Below are 26,038 nucleotides of genomic sequence, written 5' to 3' on the forward strand. Positions count from 1 at the left end.
AATCCCAGCTGGTCCGGCGACTCTCGGGGCAGGGGGCGAGAAGCCCTCTTCCAGCCGGTTCCTGGCCTCGCTGCCCGGTCGACGCCGATATCGCCGTCGACCCGGGCATGGAGTGTCCTGCTGCGGATCAGCCCCTAGAAGGGGTCGGCGACCCGCAGCAGACTCTGCGGAAGGTAGGGGGATTCGACGCGAATGTTCCAACCTCGGCGGCGGGCGTGGCAAGCCAGGGCGAGTACGTCGAGGTTGACGGAAGCATCCGGATCGTCGGCGCGGTCGGCGACCTGGTAGTAGGAGCGGTGGGCTTCGAGCGCGTCGGCCAGGGCCAGGTTGAAGCTCTCCTCGTCGCCCTCCACGAGCTGCGACAGCAGCACGGCCGGCGGCATGGCGAAGCCCCAGTCCTTGGCCTTCTCGGCCTGCTGCAGCGCGCGCTGCGCGGCCTGTTCGGGATCAGTGCCCTTCAGGTAGGCGTGAAGGGCTTCGCGGTACGCGCTGAAGGCGGAGCCGTCAGGGCGGGCGAAGGCAGGGCCAGTGAGCACCAGTGGGACGAGGTCCTCGCGTGCCCCGGTGATCAAGGCGAAGGCAGTGGCCTTCTGCCAGTTGTGGGCGCCGACTTCATCCTTCCGCTCGGCCGGGTAGCGCAGGTTGCGGCCGTCGATGGTCACCTCGACCTCGGTGCCCGGCTCCGCCAGGGCGATGCGGAACAGGGCCGCCCCCAGCTGGGAGGCCAGACGAAGGCCGGCGAGCTGGGCGTCCGTGACCCCGCCGGGGTTCCCCGCACGCCACTTGAAGAGGCGCTCCTGATCGTCCATGACCCAGCCGAGGCGCCAGACAGCGAGGGGCTGTCCGTCGACGGAGGTGAAGGCCTCCCGAAGGTCTTCCTCGTACCTGGCCTCGATCTGCGGGCCCACCGTCCAGTCGAAGGCCGGCCGCTCCACCACCAGCGGGCCCGCGGCGAGCGCGGCCACCGCGTCCGGCCGTCGGTCCCGGCCGAACCCCGCGACCCTCGGCCCTCCGGTCTCGAAGCCGGTGATCAGTGCGTGCGGGAGGTAGTCGGAGCTGACGGCAGGCGCCCACCCAAGGGTCCGGTATGCGAGCGCGGCGAGGGCGATGGGGACAAGCGGGAGAAGGGTGCTCGGGGAGGCCGTGGGGCCGTGCAGGGTGGTGTGCCTGACCAGGAGGTCGCCCAGCGCGGCATCGAAGGCGCCCCGGTCCTCGGCGGCCAGGGCGCGCAGCGTGCGCAGCGCCGCGCTGTCCGGCCGGTCCAGGAGCGGCTCGCCGGTCTCCCCGGCGCGGGTACGGATGCGGTCCAGGGCCGCGTCGACGGCGGCGAGCTTGGCCTGCGCGCTCGGCGGGTACTCCGCGTCGTCGCCGGTGTCGTCCAGGACCACGGCCATCAGTCCTGTGGCGAGCTCACCGATGGGCGTTCCCTGCACCTGCTCGGCGAACTTCTGCCGGGCGAAGTGGAAGGCCTCGCCGTGCCACTTGGCTTTGTCCCTGAGGACTGACAGACAGAGCGCGTTGATCCACTCCCCCGTCGTGATGCTCTCCTCGGGGGCATCCTCGCCCGGGTCGTAGCTCATGCCGAAGTTCACGTACTCCAGGAAAACCTGGAAGCTGCAGTGCGGGTGGTAGGCGGCGTAGGCGACGGCGCCGGCTGCGGCTTCGGCGGCGTCCTTGAGGACGGCCTTGGCCTCCGGGGTATCGAGGTCGGGTGTCTCGACAGAGAGGGCGCCCAGGTAGTCGAGGAACTCGTCGGCGATCAACTGCCATTCGTAGGTGGCTATTCGACCGGCCCGCGACATGGAATGTACCTGACGCCCGATACGGTTCGTGAAGTCCTCGTGTGCCGCCGACACGACGGCTCCGCCCACCTGGTGACGCTCTATCCGCACTGCCCTACTCCTTGATCGATCTCTGCGACAGCCTAGATGCGGGATCTGACAAGCCAGCAACTGTTGTGACCGGGCCTCGTCCGGCCGCGGCGCGGGATTTCGTGGCAGGTGTGTCAGCAGCGGTGCGTGCCGTGCAGCCCCTAAAGTGCTTAGCGAGCCTGGGGGGGGTGGGCCGGGACATCGCGCGCCCGGGCGCCAGCCGAGGCTGGGACCGCCGGGCACCTCCCGCCCGAGTGCTGTGATGCTGTTCAGCCGGGGCAGCGCGGCGGGCGAGCGGGGCGCGCAAAGTGTAGGAGTGGAAGCGTGCGTCTTTTCACCGCCCATCGAGCCGATGCTGGCCCGCACTGCGACAACGCTGCAGCCACCCGGTCCCGTGGTGTTCGAGCAGAAGGCCGACGGGTTTCGTCGACGTGGCCCGCCTCTCCCGGTTCGTACGGCACCACATCGACATGCTCGGCCGGTACTCCTTCCAGCTCCCCGAACTGCCGGGCGGCCTGCGCCCGCTGCGCGACCCGGATGCGGCCCAAGAGGTGGTGACCCGGTGCGGTGACCGTCACCGCCGGGCTCCCCCGGCGGTGACGTTTGCACTGGTCACCGGCTCGTAGGGGCCGGGAGCCGTAACTGCGGCGGAGGGCGTGGCGGCGGGTGCGGTCGGCGGCCGGTGAGAGCTCCGGGCTGCTGCTGGGCCGGGACCGGGGTGCGGGCGGCCGCCACACCGGGTGGGTGCGGCGGCCGTGGGTGGGATCGGCTCGTGGTTCGGGTCAGTCAGCAGAGCGGCGGATCAGCCCGGCGTCACCGCGCCCTCTGGCACTCCGAACCACTCCTCCAGCGCCTCCGCCAGCCCGGCCGTCGACGTCGGCGCCGGCGCCCCCGCGTCGGCCGCCCAGGCCGTGAAGCCGTCCGGACGGACGAGGACCGCCGCCAGTTCCGGGCGGGACGGGCAGCCGGCCGTCAGGATGTCGACGCGGCCGGCATACCCCGCAGCGAGGGCCCGGAGCTCCGGGTCGTCGGTGAGGTCGAGCAGGAGCGCCCGGCCGCCGTGGAGGTGGTCCGCGAGGCGGCTGCCGTCGGTGAGTTCGAGGTCCGGGGTGCTCCGGCCGGTCAGCGGGTGCTCGCCCGGCAGTTCGTACCGCACCCCGGCACCGTTGAGCCGCGCGGTGAGGTACGTGGTGCCCACGACCGTCTCCGCCAGGTCGCTGACGATCTCGCGCAGGGCCCGGGACTGCGGGTCCGGGCGCATGGCCGCGACCTGGGACCGGGTCCAGTCCAGGACCGACGCACCGACCGGATGCCGCTCGGAGGTGTACGTGTCCAGCAGCCTTTCCGGCGCCCGGCCGCCGATCACCGCGGCGAGCTTCCAGCCGAGGTTCATCGCGTCCCCGATACCCAGGCTCAACCCCTGGCTCCCGAACGCTGAGTGCACGTGCGCCGCGTCGCCCGCCAGCAGCACCCGGCCCTTGCGGTACTCGGTGACCTGGCGGGCGTGGTCGGTGAAGCGGGTCGCGGTCCGCACCCCGGTGATCGTGACGTCCACGCCGGATACGCGGCGCAGCCGCGCCTGGAGGTCCTCGGTGGTGACCGGCGCGTCCCGGTCGGCCGGCGGGCCGTCGAACTCCACGGTGACGACGCGGCCCGGCATCGGCCCGTGGGCGTACACCCCGATGTCCGTGGCGGTCCAGCCGAGCTTCAGGTCCTCGGCACCAGTCATCTCCACGACCGCCTGGTGACAGGTGATCTCCGGGTCCGTACCGGGAAATTCGAACCCCGCGAGCTTGCGGACCGTGCTGCGGCCGCCGTCGCAGCCCACGAGCCAGCCGGCGCGTATCGCCCCGTCGCTCGTCCGCACGGTGACGGCCCCGTCGTCCGCGTCGAAGCCGGTCAACTCCACTCCCCGGCGCACGTCGACGCCGAGCTCGTCCGCCCGCCCGCCGAGCAGCCGCTCGATGTCCTGCTGCGCCACGAGAGCGATCTCGGCGGCCGGTCCGGCGTCGCCGAGGCCCGGCTCCGTACGGTCGACCAGGTCGGCGCGCAGCATGATCCCGCCGAAGTGCCCGACGTACCCGAGCCCTTGGCCTGCTGCCTCGCCGCCGTCCCCGCCGTTCCGCTCGCGCATGAACGCCTGGAAGCGGTCCATCGCCTGCCGCTGCACCTCGGCCAGCACGGGCAGCATGCCCCGGCGGTAGAGCGCCTCGGCGCTGGGCGTGGTGATCGCCCCGCCCTTGATCGTCGGGTCCACTTCGGTGAGGCGCTCCAGGACGGCCACCCGCGCGCCTCCGAGCCGGAGCTCGCAGGCCAGCATCAGTCCGACCGGGCCGCCTCCGGCCACCACTACGTCATAGTCCATGGCGCCCACTATGACCGAGGGTCAAAGAGGCCCTTTCACCGCCCTGACCAGCCACAACAGGCACCGTGATGTCAAGGGACCGGCCTGGCGAATACGATTGCGGCCGGCACGGTTAGCGCTGAGAACGATCAAGGAACGAGGCTCATCGGCTGCCGTCGGTGCTGGCACCCTCGCGCTTGGCGGTCAGGATGGCTGGACTTGGTCGAAGAGGGCGAGGGCTTCGGCGGGGTCCGGGCTCACGAGGCGTTCCAGACCGGCCGTCGTGATCTTCGCCCACCTGCCGGCCCGTGCCCACATCTGTTCCTCGAAGGCGCGGAGGGCCTCGTCCAGATCTCCAGGGCCGGTGGCGATGGACTCGGCCAGTTCGGCGCCTTCCAGCATCGCGAGGTTCACGCCCGCCCCCAATGGGGGCATCAGATGGGCGGCGTCGCCCAGTAGCGTCACCCCGGGGACGTGGGTCCAGGTGTGGGACACGGGCAGGACGTAGAGGGGGCGGTGGACGAAAGCGGTAGCGTGGCGGAGGAGGTCGAGGACGGGAGCGGCCCAACCGTCGAACAGGGCCAGCAGGCTTGATCGCACGGCGTCGACGTCGGCCAGGTCCAGGTTCGTGTGCCAGTCCAGCGGCGCGCGGAACTGGGCGTACACCTTGACGTGGCCGCCGCTGTTGCGCTGGGCGACGAGAGCTCGGTTCACCCCGTACACGGCCACGGAACCGTCGCCGATCAACCGGGAGAGATCGGGGTGGCGGGTGTCGACGTCGTCGAGGGAGGTTTCGACGTAGGTGACGCCGGTGTAGTGCGGTGTCACAGACGAGACTGCCGAGCGTGTCCGGGACCAGGCGCCGTCCGCGCCGACCACGAGGTCGAACGTCTCCTGTCGCCCGTCCGCGAAACGGACTACTACACCCTCCCGAGTCCCCGGCACTACCTGCGTCACGCTCCGCCCCCACCGGACGTTGAGAGGGCCGAGCAGCAGGTCACGAAGTTGCCTGCGGTCGATCTCGGGATTTGCCCGGTCATCTGGACGGGGTCGCCAGTCGCGCAGGACGGTGCCGTCCGCGTCCAGGATGCGCATGGCCTGCCCCTCGGGGCGGGACAGCGTCTGGAACTCCGCCAGCAGCCCCGCCTTGTCCAGCGCGAGCTGGCCCAGCCCCTCGTGCAGGTCCAGCGTGCCGCCCGGGGGCCGGATGTCGGGGGCGGGATCGCGTTCGAGGACGGCGACGGGGTAGCCATGGCGGTGCAGGACACGGGCGAAGGTAAGGCCTCCGGGGCCGCTCCCCACCACAGCGATACGATGCCTCATGGCAATACACTGTATTCCTCCATACGATGCATCGCAGCAGAACGGTGTGAATCATGAGTGTGTGGGACCGGCCGGAGCCGCCGACTCGCCCCGTGCCGCTCGACCGGGAGCGGATCGTTGCCGCCGCCATCGCGCTGGCCGACGACGGCGGACTGGACGCGGTGTCGTTGCGCAAGGTCGCCGCCCGGCTGAACGCGGGCCCAATGCGCCTGTACGGATACATCTCCACCAAGCAGGAGCTGTTCGACCTCATGGTGGACGAGGTCTACGCCGAGATCCTCCCCCAGGAGCAGCCCGGTGACTGGCGTGAGGCGCTGCGCACCCTAGCCCACCGCACCAGACACGCCGCTCTCCGGCACGAATGGCTGGCTGACCTGCTTGGCGGCCGCCCGGCCCTGGGCCCGAACGCCCTCGCCGTGGGCGAGGCCACGCTGGCCGCCCTGGACAGCCTCACCGACATCGACACCGCCATGCGCGCGGTGGAGACTGTCGGCGCCTACTTCACCGGCGCGATCCGGCGCGAGATCGCGAACCTGCGGGCCGAGCGCGCCACGGGCCTGTCGAAGCACGACTGGCAACGCGCCTCCGGCCCACATCTGACAGGGATGTTGGCCACCGGTCGCTTCCCGGCGCTGACCAAGGCCGTGTACGACGGCACGGACGTGGACGCCGAGGCATCCTTCGAGACCGGCCTGGACTGGATCCTCGATGCCGTGGCCGCCAAACTCACCCGACCGCAGGCATGATGCTCAGCCCTTGACGAAGGTGAGCGGGCTCGGCGACCGGTGTCCATGGGCCGTGAAGTTGGCGCTCGGTGATGGTCTGGGTTTGCGCCACTGAAGGCGTTGCCACTGCACCGACACAGGATGACGTGTACTCGGTGTCGGCCAACGATCGTTCGACGGCTGGCGGCCGACGCCTCCAATGTACCTGTGCGATCTGGGGGTTCGCCCTGGACGACGGCCGATGCCGCCTGATGTCGCTGGAAACGCCCGACGCTCAGCGGTCAGGCCCCCTCCGGATACCTGACCTACCGGCATACCGAAGGGATCATGAACCGTCACTACCCGACGACAACCCGAAAACCCACTAGGCGGAGCGGCGATAGTAGGTGATGGAGACCTTCACCGGGCCGTCGTCCGGGCCGGTGGTGAGTGTCCGGACGACGGCGACGTCCTGGCCACCGGGGGCACGGACGCAGAAGCTGCGGGTGCTCAGTGTGGTGAAGGGCAGGGTGGAGGTGGGCTTGGTGTCGATGCCTTTGAGGCAGCTGGACAGGTTGAGGGGGCCGGCCGGCGCGATGTAGGCGTCGTTGTCCTCGGGTATCTGGAAGGCGCCAGCCTCGCGACCCAGGTACCACGCGGAGCTGTCCTGGGTAACCTTTCCCGCTTTGAGGTCGAACTCGTGGTCGGAGTCGGGGGAGGTGAGTTCGAGTTCCGTGTAGGCGGCGGTGTAGCCCGGGGCCCCTGCTGGCTGGGGCAACGTGGAAGGGGAGGAGGGGGTGGCAGCCACGGAAGGGGTGACGGCGGCCTCCTGGTCGTCGGAGTCGTCGAAGTAGTCGGAGTTGTCGAGCAGGAGGAAGGCCGCTGCGGCGCCGGCGAGGAGGGCGGCGACTGTCAGGATCATGGTGCGGGCGCCTCGGCGTGCGGTGGCTGCAGATCTCGGTCCGGCGGCGGGAGCCTCTTCGAGGCGGACCGGGGCCGGGGCGGGGAGGAAACCTGCGGCGGGGGCGTCGGCTGTGCTCGGGGTGGAGTCGAGCACGGTGGCGGGCGGGCGCGGGGTGGCCACCAGGTCGGCGTGTTGGTGGAGTTCGCCGCTGACCTGCTGGGGCATCCAGCCGTCGGTGAAACGGAGTTCGCCGCCGACGGCGGGGTGGTGGCGGGTGGCCTCGATCAGCCAGGCGGTGTCCGGCCGCTCCTCGGGATTCTTGGCCAGGCAGTACCGGACCAGTTCGTGTAGTCCGTACGGAAGGTGGGAGAGGTCGGGCTCCTCGTGCACCACACGGTAGAGCGAGATGGGCTCGGGACCGCCGCCGAAGGGGGCCGTGCCGGATCCCGTGTAGGCGATCAGGGCTCCGAGGGCAAAGACATCTGTGGCGGGGGTGGCGGGCAGTCCGAGTGCCTGTTCGGGAGCCATGAAGCCCGGCGAACCGATACGCAGGCCGGTGCCGGTGAGCGGGCTGGCGTCGGCGGCGCGGGCGATGCCGAAGTCGATGACGCGCGGACCGTCGGCGGCGACCAGGACGTTGGCGGGCTTGAGGTCGCGGTGGACGACACCGGCGGCATGGATCACTTGCAGGGCCTCGGCGATGCCGGCGAGGAGCAGCAGGACGGTCCGCTCCGGGAGCGGACCGTGGCGGTGGACGACCTGCTGGAGGGAGGGACCGGGCACGAAGGCGGTGGCGAGCCAGGGGGTGGTGGCGTCGGGGCCGGCGTCGACGACCTGGGCGGTGTACAGCCCATGGATGCGCTGGGCGCTGGCGACTTCTTGTGCGAAGCGGTACCGGAACTCGGCATCCTCGGCGAGTTCGGGTCGGACGACCTTGAGTGCGACGGGGCGGCCGGCAGGGGTGTGGGCGAGGTAGACGCGGCCCATGCCGCCGGCGCCGAGCCGCGCGCGAAGGCGGTAGCCACCGATCTCTCCGGGGTCGTCGAAGGACAGGGGTTCGAAGGCCGCGGGCGCTGGGGCGCCGAAGGGCTGTGCGGTCATGGTGGCTCCCAGCGGGATTGTGCGGGTGCTACGGGGCACGTGTGGAACGGGTGCGGCGGCAGTGGCGCCCCGGGTGTATGCCAACGTCCGGCATTGCAGCGGATCATATCCAGCCGCGCCGTCGTCGCCGCCGGGGCCTGTTCGGCTGGGCACTGGGGCCCGTTCGGCTGGCCGCCGGGGACGTTGCGGCCGGCGACAGGGACGCGCTCGGGCCGCGGGGCGCCCGAGCATGCCCCCGCCGGCGGGTACGGGAGTGAACACCACCGGCGGGGACTGCCGTCCCGCGTGCCGCGGGGGTCGGCCTGCGGGGTCTTGGTGGACGAACACGGATTGTTCCCCCGCCGGGTACACGGTGGGCGGAGGTCCGGTCCGGGGGTCGTCGCGCGCGGTTGGTGTCTCAGCCGGTGATCTTGTTGGCCGCCCGGAGACCCGACCGGTAGGCGCCGTGGACGGTCGCGTAGTCCTTGCGGTCCGTCGCCTCGCCGGCGAAGTGCACACGGCCGCCCACGCTCGCCGCGAGCTGGTCACGCAGGTCTGACGTGGCACCAAGCCTGGTGAAAGAGTACGAGCCCTGTGCGTACGGGTCGGAGGCCCAGCGGGTGATCTGATGGTCCGTCGGCGCTGGGATGCCGCTGCCGTAGATGGTCTTCAGGGTGCTCATGGCGCTGTCGACGATCTGTCTGTCGCTCCAACTCTCGATGGTGCGGCCGAAGTCGGCGGCGTTGAAGCCGAGCAGCACCGGCTTGCCGGTGGGGCGGGCGACGTTGATCCACTGTGCCCACTGTCCGTACTTGTCCACGTTCGGCACGTACTGCAGCCAGTCGGTGTCCGCCCAGAACACCTTGGGGAAGCGCAGGTAGCACTTGTTGAGCACGCCCACGCCGAGCTTGCCGATGGCGGCGGACTTGGCCTGGGGCAGGCCCGGGCCGAACGTCACCGCCCCGCTTTGAAGGACGCCCAGCGGCAGCGTGACCACGACATGGTCGGCCCGGAAGGTGCCCTTGCCCGTGGTGACCGTCACGCCGGCGGAATTCCAGTCGACCCGCCTGACGACCTGTCCGGTCTGCACGGACAGCCCCTTGGCCAAGTAGTCGGTGATCTGGTGGTACCCGCCCGGGAAGAGGACGTCCCTGCCCTTGATCTTGGCGTCGTCGTCGAAGTACAGGCCGGACATCTGATCGACGCTGCCCGAGTATTCGTGCTCGTAGTCGTTCAGCGCGTAGGAGACCAGGGCCTTGTCGCTGTCCGACAACTTCGGCCAGCCCAAAGCGTTCTGGACGACGCTGCGGACCGAGGCGTCCTCGCCGTCCTTCTCCTGGAAGGCGGACAGCGCGTCGGCCGTGGACTTCTGCCAGCGCTCGAACGCCTGGGCCTGGGGGCCCTCGATCTCGTGGCCGTCGGCGAGGTAGTCGGTGGCATTGTCGAGGTCGGTCACCACGGTCTTCGCGCCGGCCTTCCTGGCCAGGTCGCTGATCGGGTTGTCGTCGATGCCGTGGATCCAGGAGGCACCGAGATCGAGCGGTGTACCGGACCACTGCTCACTGGTCCAAATACGCCCGCCGATCCGGTCGCGCGCTTCGAGCACCAAGACGTCGTGCCCCTTGTCGGCGAGAGAGCGGGCTGCGCCCAGGCCGCTGATCCCGGCGCCGACGACGATCACCTTCTGGCGCCCGGACGAGCGTGACGCGGCGTTTTCCTCGCCGTCACCGTCGCCCTCGTTGTCGTCGCCGCAGGCGGACAGGGAGGCGAGAAGGGCGAGACTGGGCAGGCCCAGGCCCACGTTCTGCAGGAAGCGCCGGCGATGCATCGTCATGACTGGTAACCGATCTGCGAAATGGCACGGCTGGTTCAAAGGGTCTCGGCGAACGCTCCGTCGCGCTTGCCGCACCGCCCACGGCTGGCGAAGCCGCTCGGGCTCCGGGGCGCCATGTACGGTCGGAGAACGCCTCGTTGCGCCTCGACGGGGCACCGGCGACCGGATCCCGCAGGCAAACGCCATGCGGGAACTGATCAACACGATCCCGCGCCGCACGCACAATGAAACTGACACAATGGAGCATACATTGACACACTGATGTGTCAATGGAGGCATTGGAGGTTGGGCGCGGCGATACGTACCGACGCGGCAACAGTGCTGGATTCGGCGATCCCGGTTCTCGCCAAAGACCGGGGGCGTCCATGCAGGTCATCGCGACACGCGCGGGCATCAGCCGGGCCACCCTGGTCCGCCACTTCCCCACCCGCCAACACCTGCTGCAGGCCATGGCCCACATGATCCTGGACGGCTGCGACCAGGCCCTGACCCGCGCCGAGACCGCCACCACCGCCGTGGATCAGATCCTGGCCGCACTCGTCGCCGACTTCCGACCGTTCGCCCAGCTGCGGAACCTCGTCTACGTCGAACCCGACGTCCTCGGCGTCCCCGAGGCCAGCGTCCGGGCCGAGACGATCTTCAACCGGACCGTCCAGCTCATCCAACGCGGCCAGCACACCGGACTGCTACGCAAGGACATGCCCGCCACCTGGCTGGCCTCAACCTTCTGCGGCCTGACCGAGACCGCCTGGAACTCACCCTCGAAGGTCACATGGGTCCCCGGCAGGCCCCCGACTTCATCACCGCCATCCTGCTGCACGGCGCAACCGGCTGACCGCAACTCGCAGGTCGTGACCGCACCCCGCAGCGCCGGGCATTCTCCGACCGCGCAGACGGGCACCAGACCGCCGCGCCTGGCCCGCGAGCCACCCCGGACAGGAAGCGACCGGCCCACACGCATTCGAGGGCACCCGCATCACCCGGGCCGGTGACGTCCGCTACCAGTACGACGTGCGGGGCCGCACCGGGCCTGCGGCAGAAGACGCGACTGTCGCGCAACCCGGACACCTGACACTCCCACTGGGACTCGGACCACCATCACACCGGACGGCACGGTGTGGCGCTATCGCGACGATCCCCTCGGACGGCGCCACGCTGTGCGAACAGGCCAGCAGGCCGTAGACGCAGTGAACAACGCACCCAAGCTCCGCGCCGACCGCCTGGCCAAGGAACCCATGACCACCACACCTGGGGCACTGCAGAACCGTTCCTCGGAGATGCAGGCCCTGATCGACAAACTGGAGAACTGGCCGTGAACGGCATCGGATTCCTTGCCTCCTTCATCACGACCGGGCGCCTGCACGGCATCGGCATCGGTTCCAACCTCGGCGAGGTCGACCAAGCACTACATCACCGCTACGTCGATGTCGTCGGCGAGGGCGAAGCCTCGCTGCGCCGCGACTACGGGTTCGTCGAGCTCTACTTCAACCCCGGGTCGGAGTGGGTGATGTCCGGCGGCTCGATCGAGCTGCACCGCCTCGCGAACGCCCCCGAGCTGGCGGCGCGGTGGGGCGAGAGCACGGGCGTCGAGTTCGCCCAGTACACCGCCTGGGCCGACGTGCGAGAGGCGCTCTCCGGCGTCCCTTCGGGCCCGGAGTTCACCGTCACCGACCAGTGCGGCTTCCTGGACTACCGGGCGGAGACGTCCTGCGTCTCCGTACTCGTGGTGGACGACGAGGAGGAGGAAAGGGGCTACCACGTGGGGCACGGGGACGTGTGGAGCGTCAGCCTGTGGGCGCCCATACGGGCGAACTGACGGCAACGGCCACGTGAGGTGAAGGTGCCCGTGCCAGCCAACCGGCGCGGGCACCAGTGGTGCGACTCAGGACGTCTGACGTCTGTCCCGGTCAAGCGCTTCGATGCGCGCGGGGAGCAGGCACTTCCCGTCGTGGCAGCCCAGGACCTGACGGGTTCATCCCCGCGGGCGCGGGGAGCAGGCTTACTGACCAGCCACTTTAGGCAAGCAGCACGTCGATCCGGAGCACTTTCACAGAATTGCGCTGTTCCGGCAAAGCAGCCATTCCACCCGCCCCGCATGCCCTCCGCGTTCGCGGTTGCTTCTCGGCGAGACTCCGAGAGTGCGCCCCGATCACCCGGGTATCGGGCAAACGCAAGTACGTCGGACGGCGCTCCACGAAGAACAACCGGATCGACCGGGGCGGATACCTGTGGGCCTTCGCCACCCTCACCCACTCGAAAGGGCGCCCCTGTTCAACCTCATGCTCGGCCTGCTCCACCACCGCCTGCTGACCGGGACTCACTTCGACGAGGCCGTGGCCTTCCCCTCCGGGCAGTGCCACAACTTACCCAGGCAGTATCGGACATCCGATCGACTAAGCTGCTGGTGGTGACCATCGGGGACCCGCACGCAGACCGCTTCCTTGGCGACTTCAAGGAACTGAGGCACGGGAATCCGGACGGACCCTCACTGATCGCAGCGGCGCGCAGCGAAGGTGACCCGCACGAGACGGACCTTGTGCGACACCTCCGTGCCGGCAGCGTGATCGCCGCTTCGGGATCAGCCGTCTACGACTTCCTCAGTCCCACCAATCAGTTGATTGACGGCCTTCACCTCCTCACCGACGGTGAGTGGTTCTGGTACACCGACCTTGCCCACTACGTGGAGCGGTACCACGTTGCTGTCGATGGCCGATTCGTTGATCACGCGCGCCTCCGTGGATGGGTTCCTGCACAGCTGAGTGACGACCAGCTCGTGCAGATCGCGGACACCTTCTTCCCTGACGACGAAGCATGAGACGCCACCGAGCGAGACTCCAGCAGAGCCGAGCTTGACGGCACCGCCAGGTCGATCGCGCCGAGCTGCTGCGGGTCATGGGCGTGACTTTCGGCGGACGGTCGCCTGTCGGCGCTCGGGCCGCTTCTCCCCGTCACCGTCACACCAGGTCCGGCTGCCAGATGACCCGGGTGGGGTAAACGTGTGCGGCAGGGGACAGCTTGTACGAGCCGTCCGTGGCGCCCTCGGGGAGTACCCACCCCACCCCCTGGTAGGCGAAGGGACTGTCCTCCCTCGTCCCGGCGCACTGCCCGGAGTCCGTGATGACGCTCATACCGGCCGGGATGCTGAGCACGTGGGCGTCCGGTGCGTTCGGGCACGGGTAGAACACCTCGGCTCGTGCGTACTGCAGACGGACCTTTACCGCGGCTGCCTTGTTCCCGTTGTTGGTGATCTTGAGGGCGAAGGAAACGCGTTCTGCCTCGACGCGTGCGCACACCCTCCAGACCACCGCGCCCGGTCCCGGGAACGGAGCGCTGCACCGGCTGTCCACCCCCAGGGTCCCCTTCTCCAGGCCCGGGGCCTCCGATCCGACCGCCACCGGTCCACCTTGTGCGGCGGAGCTCACGTGGGATGAAGCCGACGACCGGGGGCCGGCAGCTTCGGGGCCGTCTCCCGACTTCCCGTCGCCCCCAGTCCTGCCCACGGCCGCGGCCACGATGACCGCCGCGGCGGCGACAACCACGGTAAGGGAACCACCCCATGAGGCCTTGACCCAGCTCGGCCGGTCACGCCATGACCGCCTCCCCGGGTTCCGGCGTGGTATGCCGGGCGGCGCGCTCAGGACCACGGCCGTGGACTCGCTCGTGGACACGGCCGCCGGCAAGGCGCTGTCGGGCCGACCTTCGGAATCGGGACTGCTCTGCAGGTGGTCAGCGGCCCTCTTGCGCCATCCCTTGTGCTCCATCAGCGGTTTCTGCAGTTCGTCCACCCGGTCGGCCAGCTGCAGCAGGAGGTCGGCGTCGGGACCGTTCAGCTGGAGAACCCGCAGGATGTCCCGGGTCAGCCCCACGCCGGGCAGAGCCGCCTGCCCCTTCCAGATCTGGTCCCGTCCGCTCAGCCACCGGGAGACGTTCCCCTGGTTGGCGTTCAGCCCATTGGCGAGCACCTTCTGCGGGCGTCCGTTGAGCACACCTTTGACCTTGTGAGACCAGGCGTCGAGGGCGTCCGCGAATTCCGCGACCAGCTCCTCGAACACCGGACCCGGCTGTCCAACCAACTCCGTGCCCCTCTGCTTGTTGCACCGCAACAGTGAATCTGCAGGTCAGGGCCGTGCATGTTGCACTGCAAGTTTCACCGGCCCCGTGTCGGTGGCCCCGCTCAACCCGGCCGGGGAGTCTGCTTCCTGACGGTCGTCGACCGTACCGCTGGATCAGCGGCTTCCAGACCAAGAGAGGGGCCGTCATGGCTGAGAAGAGCACGCCCAAGCGCACCACCCTGTCCGTTTTGGCCGCCGCCGTACTGGCGACGGCCCTGCCCATCGCGGTGCCCTCGCCAGCCGAGGCCGCACCCGTCGGCCGGGTCTGCTTCTTCCTGAACGAGCAGGGCGCCAACGGTGCAGGGCACGTCGCCTGGGCTGTCCGCGACCCGAAGAACACCAGTCGCTGGGTCTGGGGTTCGACCGACAACGCCGAGGGCGACACCGCCACCCTGCCCGGCCACGACAACGGCAGCTGGTCCCAGAGCGGGACATGGAAGCAGCTGCGCGGTGAGGCCGCTGGCAAGAAAGCGATCAGCCTTCGGGATTACGAGTCCTACCGCTGCATCAACACCGCCGGCGGCGACCTCGCGGCAGCACAGCGCACCTACCGGAACATGAAGGACAACGGCTACCAGGTGCTGTACAACAACTGCCTCACCAAGACCATCGCGATCTTCCGCAAGTACAGCCCCGCGCTGAGCAGCAAGCACCTGCCCAACGGCCAGAAGATCGCTCCCAAGTACTACTTCTACCGCATGCTCAACGACGCCCCCGGCTGGGAGGACGCCCGCCCGTACTGATCGGCCCCGCTCGTCTCAGCGCCATCACACCCATCCGGAAGGAACGACGACCATGTGTCAGCGATGCAAGGGCGACGGCAAGTGCACCACCTGCAACGGCTCCGGATTCCGCGGCTGGAGCGGAGCCAAGTGCGACAGCTGCAAAGGAAGCGGCGACTGCAAGGCGTGTGACGGCCGAGGCTGAAAAACACTGAGTCCGGAGGGTGAGGGGCTCCGGCCCCCACCCTCCCCCATGCGGTCATCCGACCATCAACGCGCGCATGCCGAGGTCTTCACCCGGCCCCGCACCCCGTGCGAACCAACCGAGAACCGACGCAGATCCCGGCTCGCGATGCGCGGGCCGTCGACACCAGTCAGAAGGAGACGAATCGATGTCCACATGGTTGATCATCGCTGACGAGACGACCGACAAGGAATCGCTGCTTCGGCAGACCAAGGTCATCAAGCGCCTGCCCGGGAACAAGTCCCGGGAAGAAGCCCTCGCCGAGCTGTACAAGGTGGCCAAGGGCTACGTGCCCGACTCGTTGAAGGGCGCCCAACGCCTGGTGGCACGGGACGTCGACGGCTCCTTCTGGATCCTGCCGAAGAACGGCGCGGGCCACGCCTCCTGCAACATCCGCCTCATCGAACAGATACACCCCTGAGTGGTCCCGCTCGCGCGGCCGGCTGCCCTCGTCGTAGCGAGCGAGGATGAGCATCCGCAGGGCGATCTCGGCGCCCTGGAGCGGTGCCTCCGGCGCCGCGAGGTGGCGCCGAAGGCCCTACGGGATCAGGCTGCCGGAGCGAAGCCCGCCACCGTGGGGTGCGGGCCGGGGGTGCATCTCGGGCACTGCATAGCGCCCCGACCCTGACCTGGAAGTCCTGTCGCGTACGGCAGCGCTGGAGCTCCTCACCGGCCTGGCCGGTGATTTCGGGGCCGCGCTGCGACGAGCCGCTCCCGAGCTTGCGATGCGAACGCCGTTCGCGAAGTGGTAGTCGAGACGGAGACAGACAGGTGCCAAGCCGATTCCTTCTATCATCCAACTGACCGGATGAAGATGGCGGCGAGGTGGATGGTGGCGGGCTCGTCATATCGGGTGGCCAGGTCGGAGTTCGTCGATCATGTGAAGGTGCACGACAAGAACGGGCCGGGCGGCACCGTGCGACTGCAGTTCGAGATATCCATGGAGAAGCTCGACCGGCTCAACGAGCTGACACTGCGGCTCAGCTGCGTCGATCTCTGCGGGTGATCGAATTGAAATTCCTCGACAACCAGGAACTCCATGTGACAATCGTCGGGGTCTCACCTGTGGGCGCGAAAGCAGAAGTGGACGGACACGAGGGCGTATTCGGTTTCATCGACCAGGTGAAGCACCCGTCCTGGTGGGACGAGAGCGTGGCGCCGCCCCGCGCAGGCGACAAGCTCCACGTCTGCGTCCTCGACCCCACCCGTAAGCCTCATCCCCGATTCAGCGCGCTGCAGGACGACATCGGCATCGCCCGACGTCTGCGCGGGGATGCGTAGCCGGAGGTGGCCGCAGGCGGATCGAGCACGGGGCGCAGTCTTCGCAGGTCAGAGCCGTGCGGATTGGGTACGAAACTGCCGAGCCCACCAAATGTCGTACGCAGGGAGACTCTCAAGTGGCAGAAGAAGATACGGACGTCGTGGTCGCCTGGGCGAAGGGCGACACCACGGTCCGGTGGAGCGGCCCCGCCGGGACCGTCGAGAAGCAGTACGAACTGCCACCACGGGTCGTGCTGGCATGGCGGGAGTGCGACCAGACGCTGGTGCTCGTGGTGGAAGTGCTGGACTCCGCGCCCTTCACGCCTTCGGACAATGCGGTGGTTTACCAGGTCGACGGATCGGAACGGTTCAGGCTGCGCCCGCCGCGAGACCTGGTGTACGAACCGAGCGACATGCACGGCTTCTACGACGCCTTCCCGCAGGATGGCCGGCCACTCATGATCATGGTTACACGCAACGCTGGCGATTTCCAAGGCCGCATCGACCTGGCGACCGGCGAGATCGTGGACACCAACCCCTGGCGCTGACCGAAGAGCGAGCGCGGGCAGTGGGACTTCATTCCCGCACCCTGCCGTCGGAGGTGCGAAGGGGCCCTCACGGTCTCCCTCCCTGCCCAGCCCCAGGCCGACAGCGGTCTCGTCGACGTGCCGCCGCAGGAAATGACCCACGAACAGATGCGCGAACTCGCACCCCAGACAGCGGTGTGCAGGCATACGATCGGCTGTTGGACGGTAGTCCGGACGACGCGGGGAAAGCGTTGCGGTGAACGAGCCGAGAAATGTGACCCAGCATCGTCCCGGAGGCGTCCCATGGAATGGGCTCCGCCGTATGCGCCCTCTTCTTCCTTACGGTGGGCAACTCCGCGACCGGCCACCTCGCCACGCTCGCCCATGCGGCCGTCAGAGCGGGACCGGGTGGGACTGGCTCGACCAGCACGTGTACCACTCCGAGTCATGGGCGCAGGCCGAGGGACTTCAGAACTTCCTGCTGCGCCACGGCAGCAAGGAGATGCCGAGGGCAGAGGCGCGGCCCGGTGACTTCATTTTCTATGAGCAGGTGGCTCCTGGCACGGAAACCGCCGCTGGCGAGTCCCACCGTGCCGCCGTCGTCACCTCGGTCACCCCTGACGGGGACATCAAGCTGACCCAGGACACGAGCTCGTTCCAGAACGTGATCCTGAACAGCCGGGAACACATCGCGAACAGGAACGGGGGCGAGCAGCGCATCCGCATCGTCCGCCCGGAACCGGATTGGTACTGATGGCCACCAACTCGCCCTCCCCCACTACGAGCGACGGCACAGCGCGCCCGCGTGCCGTCACGCCGGGCACCGTGACGGCGGCGCTGCTGGTGCCGCTCCTGGTCGTGACCGGTGTGGCCACTTCCCTGCACTCACAGGAGATCGAGCAGGGGTGGGCCGAGCGGCAGCGCGAAGCCTGCCGGCACCTGCCCTTCCCGATGACGGAGTACGCCGCCGGGTGGGCCGGTCTGGGCCTCGGCCCGGCGGCAGTGGCTGTGTGCGTGCTCCCGACGGTCTCCCCGACCCACTCCCCTTGCACCCGGCGGGTTGGCCGTCGGGCGTCTTCCGGTGAGACGCACCCCCGGGAGACGTGCCTCACCACTCGGTGGCGCCCGCCCGTCACGCCCCCTGGAAGGTCAGAACCAGCACCTCCGTCAGACGCCGCTTCAGCGCCTCCGCGTGCGGCGGGCGTCCGGGGGCGGGGGCGCCGTCGATCCGGACCCCGGTGTCGGCGAGGAGGTACAGCATCCGCAGCGTGCGCATGGCGTTCGAGGTGTGCGCGGCCACGGTGGGGGCGCCGCGCCGGCCGGCGGCGAAGTCCGTCTCGATCGCGTCCAGCCAGCCGACGGCCTCGGCCTCGGACAGTTCCGGCCGGGTGAGCGTGCGGGCGACGCCCTGGGCGAGCCGGTCGTCCTCCTGCTGGGCGAAGAGCTCGTCGGTCGGAACCACGAGCCGCTCCGCCGCTAGCGCGAGCATCTCCTTCGGGTCGACCTCCGGATGGAGCCCGAAGGCGCCCAGCAGGTCAGCGCCGTGCGCGACAGCGTGGAGCCAACCGAGCTTGGGGTCGTACCCGCGCAGGTCCGTCTCGGCCGGGAACCAGCGTCGGAAGGCCGCGAGCCATGCTGGGTCGAAGTCGCCGCGACCGACAATCATGTCGAGCACGAGCGGGGCGAAGGTGCGCGCCTGGATCTCGGGGTCGGCGAACCGGTCGGCCATCACGGTACCCAGCTGGGCGCGCAGCGGCTTGTCGATGACGTCCCGCTGGATCCACGTCCGCAGCACCACGTAGGGAGCGCCATCGCGGATACCTGGGCCAGGGTGGCGGAGGGCCTCGGCCAGTTCGGTGGCGAGGGTCGGCAGTTCGGCCGCCGCCGGAGCGGGGCAGTCGTTCTCGTAGAGGTTCAGCCAGCGGGCCGCGTCGATCCGCGGCCTATCGTCGGTCTTGGTCACTGCCTCACCTTCGGGGAGGGTCCCCGGCAAGGCAACCGATTATCGGACGGATGCGGAGCGAGCAGGCGGCCCGGGCCCAATGGGGACCGCCTGTCAGTACGCCTCACCACGCTCACCCCATGACCACGTTGACCGCATCTGACGTCGGCTGCGGGAGTTCGCGCCCCACACCTTGACGGCCACCGAGGCGAACCAGACGTGGTCGACCGCCGAGGTAGCGGGGCTCGGATTCGGGAATCAGACCGTGCGTCCGCCATGCCACAAGGGGGTCTGTACGGTCAACGGTGGATCTTCGAACAGGAAGTGACACCTGATGACAGACGTGACCGTCTCGGCTGAGGCCGTGGAAGAAGTGAAGCCCGCCGGGCCGCCGGCCGCGCGCAGCCGGTCGGCTATCACCCGGTCCTCGACGGTGATGGCGCTTGTGCCGGCGGTCAGGGCATCAGCGCGGTCGGCGTTGACGCGGTCGCGGACGACGTCGGCGTACGGCCGGGAGCCGAAGCCGCGGACCACCAGGACCGGGATGCCCGCGTAGGCGAGCCATCCGGCCAGCTGCTGGCGCAGGGGGTCCTTCCCGGCCTACCGGGGCCGAGCCCGGCTCCTCCCACGCCGTACCGGAGGCGGATCGGAGGGCGGAGCCTGAGCGGCTCCGGGCCGGCGCGCCCGCAGGGCCCGGGCTCAACCCTCGCTGTCGGGGGACGAGGAAGGGCGCGCTGCCTCCGCCGCCGGCCCCTGGTCCTCCCGCTGCCGCGGATCAGGCTCCCAGGTGAGGCGGATGACGAAGTTCCCTTCCGCCGCGGTCTTGGCGATGATCGCCCCCGCCTCGGCGTTCATCTTCACGCCGAGTTCCACTTCCACACTGCTGGGCGGCCTGGGCAGTGTGCTCATCCGCTCCAGCAACACCGCCGCCGCCGCCCGCACCTGCTCGAAGCTCTCGGTCAGGGTGCGTGCCGCGGTCCCGGCGATCTCCCCGGGACGCCCGGCCCGCACAATGCCGGAACTCGCCGTCCCCGCCTCCACCACCACATGGCCACCACCCTCCAGTGGCACCCGGATGAGCTGCGACTCGTCAGCCACGCGATCCCTCTCCTCCTCCGCACAGTGCCCCCCGGTAGGTACCGGGCGGCAGATTTCCCGCAGTCGCGGGCGGCAGCGTCTCGTCGCCGAGGATGCGGCACAGCCGGTCCATCCACTGCCTGGCCTCGTCCACCGACGGGGACGCCGGCACGGACGCGGCCTCGGCGGGTATCCGGCTCAGCGCGTCCCGCTCCCCGGGGGCCGGGCCCACGACGGCGAGCACGCCGAACGACTTGAGCACCACCGCCTGCCCGCCCGCCGGCCCGGTCAGGTCCATCGCCGCCCAGGACTCCCTGCCCGTGATGGTGCGTACCGGCCCCTCGGCGACCGGCTGCCCCGGCGACTGGGTGGTGTGGACGGCGTAGGCGACCGCCTGGCCGGCCTCCGCGCCCGCCGTGACGCCCTGGACCACGACCTGCCGGTCGTTGCTTTCCTCACGCAGCAGCTTTCCGTCGGCCAGGTCGCGGATCTCGATGTGGTGGCTGATGGTGGCCCCCTCTGTCGTCACCTCGACGAGCGCCACCCGGCTCAGATCCTGGCTGACATCCGTGTGAAGGCTCTTCCTGACCGTGCTCGGCCGGCTCAACAGCTCCCGCGGCACAGGGGTGGCCCCCGTCAGGTCCCAGGACGTCATGATGACCTTCGAATCCCACAAGGAGTCCAACTGATCGGCCACGGTCAGCAGATGGGCTCCGCCGTCGCTCAGCCAGAGTTGCTCGACACCCTTGGGGAGGCCGGGCATCACCTTCTTGATCCGGCCGCTCTCGGTGTCCCACAGCACGAGGCGGCCGTTCTCCCCGCCTATCCCCGTCTGACCCAGCAACACCTTGGAGTCCGGGGAGAAGGCGAAGCGCGCGTACTGCGTCGGCACGGTCAACCCGGGGATGTCGGGCAGCTGCAGCTCCGGCATCTGCACCCCGGGAAGGACCTCGTCGCCGCCGATCTTCAGCGGGGGTTCCGTGCCCGGCGGAACCTCCAACTGCCGTGTCTGGCCCGTCTCCACGTCCAGCATCCGGGCCGGCAGCCTTTGCAGGTCCGGTGTCGGCGCCTTCCCCGACGCCATGTCCCCGGGGGTGGGAGCGTACGAACCGGCGAAGGCCACCATGATTCCGTCGGGGCTGACGGCCGTGATGTCCGCCTGCTCCCCGGACCGGATGCGGTGGATTCCCTGGCCGTCCCGTCGCAGGACCAGCAGTTTGCCCTCCGCGGTGCGCACGGCCGCCACCGCCGCGTCCGCATCGACCACGGACGCCGTCGTCGGCACCGTCTCGGTGGTCAGGATGATGGGGGCGGGGTAGTGCGGGGCCAGCAGGTCCGCGAAACCGTACCGGGCGTACATCTCGCCGAGCCGGGCGCGGGTGCGCTTCGTGTCCTTGGTCCGGTACGCGCGCAGCGCGAGCAGCAGGGCCGTGTACGACTGGCCCAGGTCGCCGCTTACGCTGGTTTCGGCGTCGATCGACTGCTGCACGAGGACCTCGGACGCCCTCCCTGCCGATTCCCGCCTGATGTCCTGCCGCCCCCAGGCCCAGGTCCCCAGACCGGCCATGAGCGCGAGGGCGACCGTGACCGCCGTCACCGTGAACCACCGCCGTCGCGCGCCCTTCGCGCTGGCCTCGACGAAGGCGGCCTCCGCCGGCTTCAGTTCGGCCGAACGGATGGTCCGCCACCGGCGGGCGTCACGGAGGTCCTGCCCGCGCAACAGCCGGCGGCTCGGGCGGCCGTCGGCGGACCATGTGGTGATGCGACGGCGCAGACCTTCCTGCCAGACGCGGAACTCGCGGTCCTCCTCGAAATAGGTCCGCAGCCGGTCCCAGTGCGTCAGCAGCGTCTCGTGGGCCAGTTCCACCGTCTCCTCGGGCGGTCCGCCGTCCGGGCGGTAGTCCTCGCCCGGGACCACGAGGCGGGTGGTCATCAGACGCTGGGCCAGCCGCCACTGCTCCAGGTTCAGTTCGGAGCGGGCCAGCGTGCGGCGGGTGGGGGCGGTGCCGGTGTCGCCGGGGTGGACGAGCTGGACCAGCAGGGCCCGGGCGGCACGCTGCTCGGTCTCGGTCAGGGCGCCCGTCCACACCTGTTCGGCGTGGGTGACGAGGGCCTCGTGCACCCGGCCCAGTGACTCGTAGGCCGCGTGGCTGATCCGCCCGCGCCGCTGGCGCTCCCACAGCTTGGTCAGGGTGAACTCCAGCAGCGGCAGGCGGCCGGGGTCGTTGCCGAGGTCGCCCAGGATCCGGTCCACCAGACCCGGCTCGTACGCCACCCCCGTCCCCGCCAGCGGCAGCTGCACGGCGTCACGCAGCTCGGCGTCGGACATGGCGCCCACGGTGAACAGCCGGTCGCCCGCAAACAGCGGGGCCAGCCCGGGATGGGCGAGGGCCGGAGTGAGGAAGTCGGCACGCAGGGTGGTGACCACCTGCAGCCTCGAACCCGGGTTCAGGCTGTACGCGAGGGCCGTGGCCAGGACGTCGAGTTCGGCGGGCTCGGTCCCGATGAGGGCCTCCTCGAACTGATCCGCGACCACCAGCAGCCGCTGCGTACCGCGCCGGGCGAGCAGCCGCTCGGCCACCTCGGGGAACCGGCCGTCGCGCAGCAGCGCGGTGAGCGCGGGCAGCTCGGCGATCCGCGCCGTCTCCGTCAGGTCGGGTTCCAGCAGGGGGAGCAGGGCGAGGGCGAGCGCGTCGAGCGGGGTACGGCCGAGCCTGCCGGGGCGGAAGACGACGACCTCCAGCTCGGTGCGGCTGCGCAGCAGCGGCAGCACCCCGGCGTGCAGCAGGGAGGACTTGCCGCAGCCGGAGGGACCCACGAGGTTGGTCGCGGGTGCGTACCCGAGCAGGTCGGCGATCCGGCGCGCCGGTTCCGCGCGGCCGTGGAAGAGCTCGGCGTCACGCTCCTCGAACGGCTCCAGGGAGCGGAACGGGCAGGCGGGCAGCGCTGTGTCGGCGAGGCGGGACCAGGTGCCCCGCAGGGTCCTGGTGGGGATCACGTAGGCGGTGCGTACGTCGTCCCGCCTTTCGGCGGCGACCACCATGCCGACCACACCGCCCTCGGCGACGTCCCAGACCGGGCATCCGGAGAAGCCGCCCTGCACCCGGTGTTCGCTGGCGGGGTCGGTGTCGTACTGGAGCCAGCCGGCCCCGGTCTCGCCGCGCAGCCAGCCGACACTCCATACGCCGTCGTCGTAGCCGTCCGGGAAGCCGAAGGCCCGCACCCGACGGTCGGGGCCGGCGGTGTCCTCCACGAGGCGGGCGACAGGTGCCCGGCCGGGCGGGTCCGCCAGCAGGGTCAGCACGGCGATGTCGCCGGAGCCGTCGGGGGAGACCGGGGTCCAGGCGGAGATCCGCGCGGGCACCCGGGCGCCACGTTCGGCGAGGGGGAAGTCGACCCATAAGCGGCCGTCAGGCGGCTCGACGGTGTCCCCTGGCAGGCCGAGGGCCCTGGCCACCACGTGGGCGCAGGTGATGACCTCGCGCGGTGAGGCCCGGAAGCCTGCCCCTTCGGGAATCCCGTCCGGGTTGAGGATTCTGGCCACTGATGCGTCACTCGGCGTCGCGCTGCCCGGTTCCATGGCCACCCCCGTGAGCCGATCCCCCTGTGAGCCCGCAGGTTACCCGCTCAACGGATCAAGGGGGCGGTGCAGTTTCGGACATCTGCGCCGGCCAGCGGGACGGGGCGGGGCAGTCGGGCGGTTCGGGACCGCCCTTGGGGCTTGCAGGGAATCAAGGTGTTGCTTCCCGTGCTGGGGCTCGTTGGCGTGGTATGCGAAACCCCGCTGCTCGGCGACCGCGTCGAGGTACCAGGCTCGGCTGATCCCGATCATCTGCCATTCCCCGCCAGATGTTTCGTGGCCGCCTCGGTACACAGGCGCTCGCATCGGTACACAGACGCTCGAAGTCCGCGACGAAGAGCGGTGTTGAAGACCGGGCCGTTGCCATTCCTTTTTCTGGACCTTCCGCGGACACGTCACGACGATAAAGGGCAAAGCCGTCGTGAAGTGATGACCGGCGGCTGCCCGAGGCCCGGGTGCCCGCTTCAAGCCGGGCACCCGGGCCACTGCCTGAACGAAGGAGGTTGCGTCGGTCCGGTGTCCGGGGCATGAAGGGCTCGCTGAACCGACAAGTCACCGACGACTCCGGGAATTCGTGCGGCCGGCTGGCGACTCCGTTGCCCGCCGTCGCGCCGTGCACTATTCCTGTTCGGATGGATGAGATCGACTTACAGCCCGCCGCCATACGCACCGTCGCAGAGTTCACGGCGGCGTTGCGAGGGCTCAAGGCCCGGTCCGGCCTGACCCTGCGGCAGCTGGAGAGCCGCGCTGCGGCCCGGGGCGACGTTTTGCCCCGGAGCACCGTCGCCGACCTTCTACGCAAAAGCACTCTGCCGCGCCGTGAGACGGTCGCCGCGTTCGTCCGAGCCTGCGGTGAGGAGGACCGATCCGCGGAATGGGTGGAGGCCTGGGCGCTCCTGGCGAGCGTGGACGCCCACGCGGACGCCCACCCGGATGCCGTCGCCGATGTTGTCCCAAAGCGGTGGCCGTGGCCGGGATCCGGACGCCGTAGACGGCTCGCCTTCGCGGTAGCCGGGCTGGCGCTGATGCCGGTCCTCGCGGCGGGTGTCATGCTGATCAGCCATCTCACATCCTCCGGTTCGCATGCGACGGGCACCGTCGCCGGCCGGCCTCCCGCGCTCCTTCCCGTGGCCTCCGCCGGCAGCTGGGCCCGTATCCACCCCGAGCGGACCCCGGAGCTGTGCCTCACGGCCGGGAACGAACGCTCCGGCCGATACCGGTCCGAGGTGGCGGTCCAACGCCCGTGCGCAGACCCCGGCCCGCGCTCGTTCATCGAGCCGGACGGCGACGATCTGGCCAACGTCAAGTGGGAGCATCCGAGGAGTAAGGCGATGGGTTGCCTGACCATCCTCGACAGCGGCCCCGCCAAGGGGCTGGTGGAGCCGCAGGAGAACTGCCTGGCCGACAAGGACGCCCAGCTCTTCCGAATCGAACGCTTCGGTTCGACGGCGGAGGAGGGCTACCGGCTGCGGCGCGCACACACCGACCTCTGCCTGGGGATCGCCGACGGCGAGACGATCGTGGGGGCCGAGGTCGTCCAGCAACCCTGCGGCGACCAACCCGGTCAGCGCTTCCGTATCGACCTGCTCCCCCAGTCCTCCGGCCCGAGCTGACGGAGAAGCGCGAGACGCCCCGTTCCGGACGGGTGACCCGCCACCCGTTGGGGGCGGCGGGTCACCCACTCGTGCTCAGCCGGCCACCGGTGTGACGTAACCGCTGATCTTCTGAGCGGAGTTGACCCAGGTTCCGACCTTGTACGAGGCCCAGGTGTGGGGGCTCACACTGCCGGGCTCACCCTGGTTGCCGCCCACTACGCTGATCTTCGAGCCGGAGATGGCCACCACGATGGCCACGTGGTCGTCCGCGGTGCCCGGGGTGTGCTGGTTGTAGAGGATCGCGTCACCGACCTTCGGGGTCGAGTGCATCGAACCGTAGGCGGTGAAGCTGGAAGCGAGGTTGTTGAGCTTGTTCATCTTGCCGCCGACGCCGTTCTTCCACCACACCCAGCCGACGAAATCGGCGCACCACGGGTGTGCTTCGGTGTGGTTGGGTCCGCAGCTGCCCGTCTGGGCCGTGCCCCGGCCCCAGTAGCTGCCCTTGTTGTTCAGCCCGCACGGGCCGGCACCGATCTGCCCCTTGGCGGTGGCGGCGATCTGCGTTCCTAACGAAGACGCCTGGGCGTTTGCGATGCCCGGAGTGGCTATCACGGTTCCGGCGAGCAGGGTGATCACGGCGCTCTTGGCCGCGAGGGACGTGAACTTTCGCATGGCTGACTCCATCGTCGAGAGCCGTGGCTCGCACGGCTGTTCGCTGGGATGGCAGAACTCTCGACGGGGCGATGCGGCACGACCAAGCGATCCGCTGTCCGGGACTGTCCGGCCGCCTGTCCGCGCAGCTCAGCGAGTACGTCCCGGACACCCGTCCGGATTCGGCGCGGCGGCACGGAGTACGCCCGCCCAACCACGCTCGGCGCAGGAGCCAGGCCTCGCCCCCACGTCTTGCATGCGGATCCAG

General features: G+C 69.9%; 23 protein-coding genes. 12 read left to right on the forward strand and 11 right to left on the reverse strand.

Annotated features, from left to right (window positions below; genetic code table 11):
* Positions 1–134 precede the first annotated feature (134 nt).
* Positions 135–1,871: an immunity 49 family protein gene (locus ABZZ20_RS30595; protein ID WP_356875230.1), complete on the reverse strand. Its 1,737-nt coding sequence runs from the start codon at positions 1,869–1,871 to the stop codon at positions 135–137.
* Positions 1,872–2,302: 431 nt separating this feature from the next.
* Between ABZZ20_RS30595 and ABZZ20_RS30600 the strand changes: the two genes are divergently transcribed.
* Positions 2,303–2,497, forward strand: a complete 195-nt coding sequence (locus tag ABZZ20_RS30600) for a hypothetical protein (protein ID WP_356875160.1) — start codon at positions 2,303–2,305, stop codon at positions 2,495–2,497.
* Positions 2,498–2,673: 176 nt separating this feature from the next.
* On the opposite strand, the gene ABZZ20_RS30605 is transcribed toward ABZZ20_RS30600, so the two are convergent.
* Together ABZZ20_RS30605 and ABZZ20_RS30610 are read right to left on the reverse strand one after the other, a co-directional pair.
* Positions 2,674–4,236, reverse strand: coding sequence for an FAD-dependent monooxygenase (locus tag ABZZ20_RS30605; RefSeq protein WP_356875162.1), 1,563 nt, complete (start codon positions 4,234–4,236; stop codon positions 2,674–2,676).
* Between the two features lie 183 nt (positions 4,237–4,419).
* Positions 4,420–5,538, reverse strand: a complete 1,119-nt coding sequence (locus ABZZ20_RS30610) for an NAD(P)/FAD-dependent oxidoreductase (RefSeq protein ID WP_356875164.1) — start codon at positions 5,536–5,538, stop codon at positions 4,420–4,422.
* Between the two features lie 53 nt (positions 5,539–5,591).
* Here ABZZ20_RS30610 and ABZZ20_RS30615 point away from each other — a divergent pair, with 53 nt between their 5' ends.
* Positions 5,592–6,284 (forward strand): TetR/AcrR family transcriptional regulator, encoded by a 693-nt coding sequence (locus ABZZ20_RS30615; protein ID WP_356875166.1) that lies wholly within the window; start codon positions 5,592–5,594, stop codon positions 6,282–6,284.
* A 343-nt stretch (positions 6,285–6,627) separates the two neighbouring features.
* Here the strand turns inward: ABZZ20_RS30615 and ABZZ20_RS30620 are convergent, their stop codons facing one another.
* Positions 6,628–8,247 carry a serine/threonine-protein kinase gene (locus ABZZ20_RS30620; protein WP_356875168.1) on the reverse strand — a complete coding sequence of 540 codons (1,620 nt, stop codon included), beginning with the start codon at positions 8,245–8,247 and terminating at the stop codon, positions 6,628–6,630.
* 397 nt (positions 8,248–8,644) lie between these two features.
* Positions 8,645–10,060 (reverse strand): NAD(P)/FAD-dependent oxidoreductase, encoded by a 1,416-nt coding sequence (locus tag ABZZ20_RS30625; RefSeq protein ID WP_356875170.1) that lies wholly within the window; start codon positions 10,058–10,060, stop codon positions 8,645–8,647.
* A 365-nt stretch (positions 10,061–10,425) separates the two neighbouring features.
* Between ABZZ20_RS30625 and ABZZ20_RS30630 the strand changes: the two genes are divergently transcribed.
* The 4 genes from ABZZ20_RS30630 to ABZZ20_RS30645 all read left to right on the forward strand — a co-directional run bounded on the left by ABZZ20_RS30630 (position 10,426) and on the right by ABZZ20_RS30645 (position 12,875).
* On the forward strand, positions 10,426–11,052 hold the full coding sequence (locus ABZZ20_RS30630; RefSeq protein WP_356875172.1) for a TetR/AcrR family transcriptional regulator: 627 nt from the start codon (positions 10,426–10,428) through the stop codon (positions 11,050–11,052).
* Positions 11,053–11,247: 195 nt separating this feature from the next.
* Positions 11,248–11,376 (forward strand): hypothetical protein, encoded by a 129-nt coding sequence (locus ABZZ20_RS30635; protein ID WP_356875174.1) that lies wholly within the window; start codon positions 11,248–11,250, stop codon positions 11,374–11,376.
* The gene (locus ABZZ20_RS30640) at positions 11,373–11,876 is read left to right on the forward strand and encodes a hypothetical protein (RefSeq protein ID WP_356875176.1); all 504 of its coding nucleotides are present in this window, start codon (positions 11,373–11,375) and stop codon (positions 11,874–11,876) included. Before ABZZ20_RS30635 ends, ABZZ20_RS30640 begins: the two co-directional genes overlap by 4 nt.
* 591 nt (positions 11,877–12,467) lie before the next feature.
* Positions 12,468–12,875: a hypothetical protein gene (locus tag ABZZ20_RS30645; protein ID WP_356875178.1), complete on the forward strand. Its 408-nt coding sequence runs from the start codon at positions 12,468–12,470 to the stop codon at positions 12,873–12,875.
* A gap of 139 nt (positions 12,876–13,014) precedes the next feature.
* Here the strand turns inward: ABZZ20_RS30645 and ABZZ20_RS30650 are convergent, their stop codons facing one another.
* A complete protein-coding gene (locus ABZZ20_RS30650; RefSeq protein ID WP_356875180.1) occupies positions 13,015–14,133 on the reverse strand; it encodes a hypothetical protein in 1,119 nt (372 codons plus the stop codon).
* A 185-nt stretch (positions 14,134–14,318) separates the two neighbouring features.
* Between ABZZ20_RS30650 and ABZZ20_RS30655 the strand changes: the two genes are divergently transcribed.
* From ABZZ20_RS30655 to ABZZ20_RS30675, 5 genes are all read left to right on the forward strand, one after another.
* Positions 14,319–14,915: a Tat pathway signal protein gene (locus ABZZ20_RS30655; RefSeq protein WP_356875182.1), complete on the forward strand. Its 597-nt coding sequence runs from the start codon at positions 14,319–14,321 to the stop codon at positions 14,913–14,915.
* Between the two features lie 371 nt (positions 14,916–15,286).
* Positions 15,287–15,559: a hypothetical protein gene (locus ABZZ20_RS30660; RefSeq protein WP_356875184.1), complete on the forward strand. Its 273-nt coding sequence runs from the start codon at positions 15,287–15,289 to the stop codon at positions 15,557–15,559.
* Positions 15,560–16,140: 581 nt separating this feature from the next.
* The gene (locus tag ABZZ20_RS30665) at positions 16,141–16,419 is read left to right on the forward strand and encodes a hypothetical protein (protein WP_356875186.1); all 279 of its coding nucleotides are present in this window, start codon (positions 16,141–16,143) and stop codon (positions 16,417–16,419) included.
* Between the two features lie 116 nt (positions 16,420–16,535).
* Complete coding sequence (locus tag ABZZ20_RS30670) at positions 16,536–16,946, forward strand: hypothetical protein (protein WP_356875188.1); 411 nt, start codon at positions 16,536–16,538, stop codon at positions 16,944–16,946.
* Positions 16,947–17,355: 409 nt separating this feature from the next.
* Positions 17,356–17,679: a hypothetical protein gene (locus tag ABZZ20_RS30675; RefSeq protein ID WP_356875190.1), complete on the forward strand. Its 324-nt coding sequence runs from the start codon at positions 17,356–17,358 to the stop codon at positions 17,677–17,679.
* Positions 17,680–18,057: 378 nt separating this feature from the next.
* On the opposite strand, the gene ABZZ20_RS30680 is transcribed toward ABZZ20_RS30675, so the two are convergent.
* The 4 genes from ABZZ20_RS30680 to ABZZ20_RS30695 form a co-directional block, all read right to left on the reverse strand.
* Positions 18,058–18,888: a DUF2785 domain-containing protein gene (locus ABZZ20_RS30680; protein WP_356875192.1), complete on the reverse strand. Its 831-nt coding sequence runs from the start codon at positions 18,886–18,888 to the stop codon at positions 18,058–18,060.
* A 237-nt stretch (positions 18,889–19,125) separates the two neighbouring features.
* Positions 19,126–19,401 carry a hypothetical protein gene (locus ABZZ20_RS30685; protein ID WP_356875194.1) on the reverse strand — a complete coding sequence of 92 codons (276 nt, stop codon included), beginning with the start codon at positions 19,399–19,401 and terminating at the stop codon, positions 19,126–19,128.
* Between the two features lie 165 nt (positions 19,402–19,566).
* Complete coding sequence (locus tag ABZZ20_RS30690) at positions 19,567–19,965, reverse strand: CU044_2847 family protein (RefSeq protein WP_356875196.1); 399 nt, start codon at positions 19,963–19,965, stop codon at positions 19,567–19,569.
* Positions 19,958–23,488, reverse strand: a complete 3,531-nt coding sequence (locus tag ABZZ20_RS30695; RefSeq protein ID WP_356875198.1) for a serine protease — start codon at positions 23,486–23,488, stop codon at positions 19,958–19,960. Before ABZZ20_RS30695 ends, ABZZ20_RS30690 begins: the two co-directional genes overlap by 8 nt.
* Before the next feature lie 668 nt (positions 23,489–24,156).
* Here ABZZ20_RS30695 and ABZZ20_RS30700 point away from each other — a divergent pair.
* Complete coding sequence (locus ABZZ20_RS30700; RefSeq protein ID WP_356875200.1) at positions 24,157–25,137, forward strand: RICIN domain-containing protein; 981 nt, start codon at positions 24,157–24,159, stop codon at positions 25,135–25,137.
* A gap of 75 nt (positions 25,138–25,212) precedes the next feature.
* Here ABZZ20_RS30700 and ABZZ20_RS30705 read toward each other — a convergent pair whose 3' ends face one another.
* Positions 25,213–25,791 carry a CHAP domain-containing protein gene (locus tag ABZZ20_RS30705; RefSeq protein ID WP_356875202.1) on the reverse strand — a complete coding sequence of 193 codons (579 nt, stop codon included), beginning with the start codon at positions 25,789–25,791 and terminating at the stop codon, positions 25,213–25,215.
* Positions 25,792–26,038: the final 247 nt, after the last annotated feature.

Source organism: Streptomyces sp. NPDC006430 (assembly GCF_040612395.1).
Classification (GTDB): domain Bacteria; phylum Actinomycetota; class Actinomycetes; order Streptomycetales; family Streptomycetaceae; genus Streptomyces.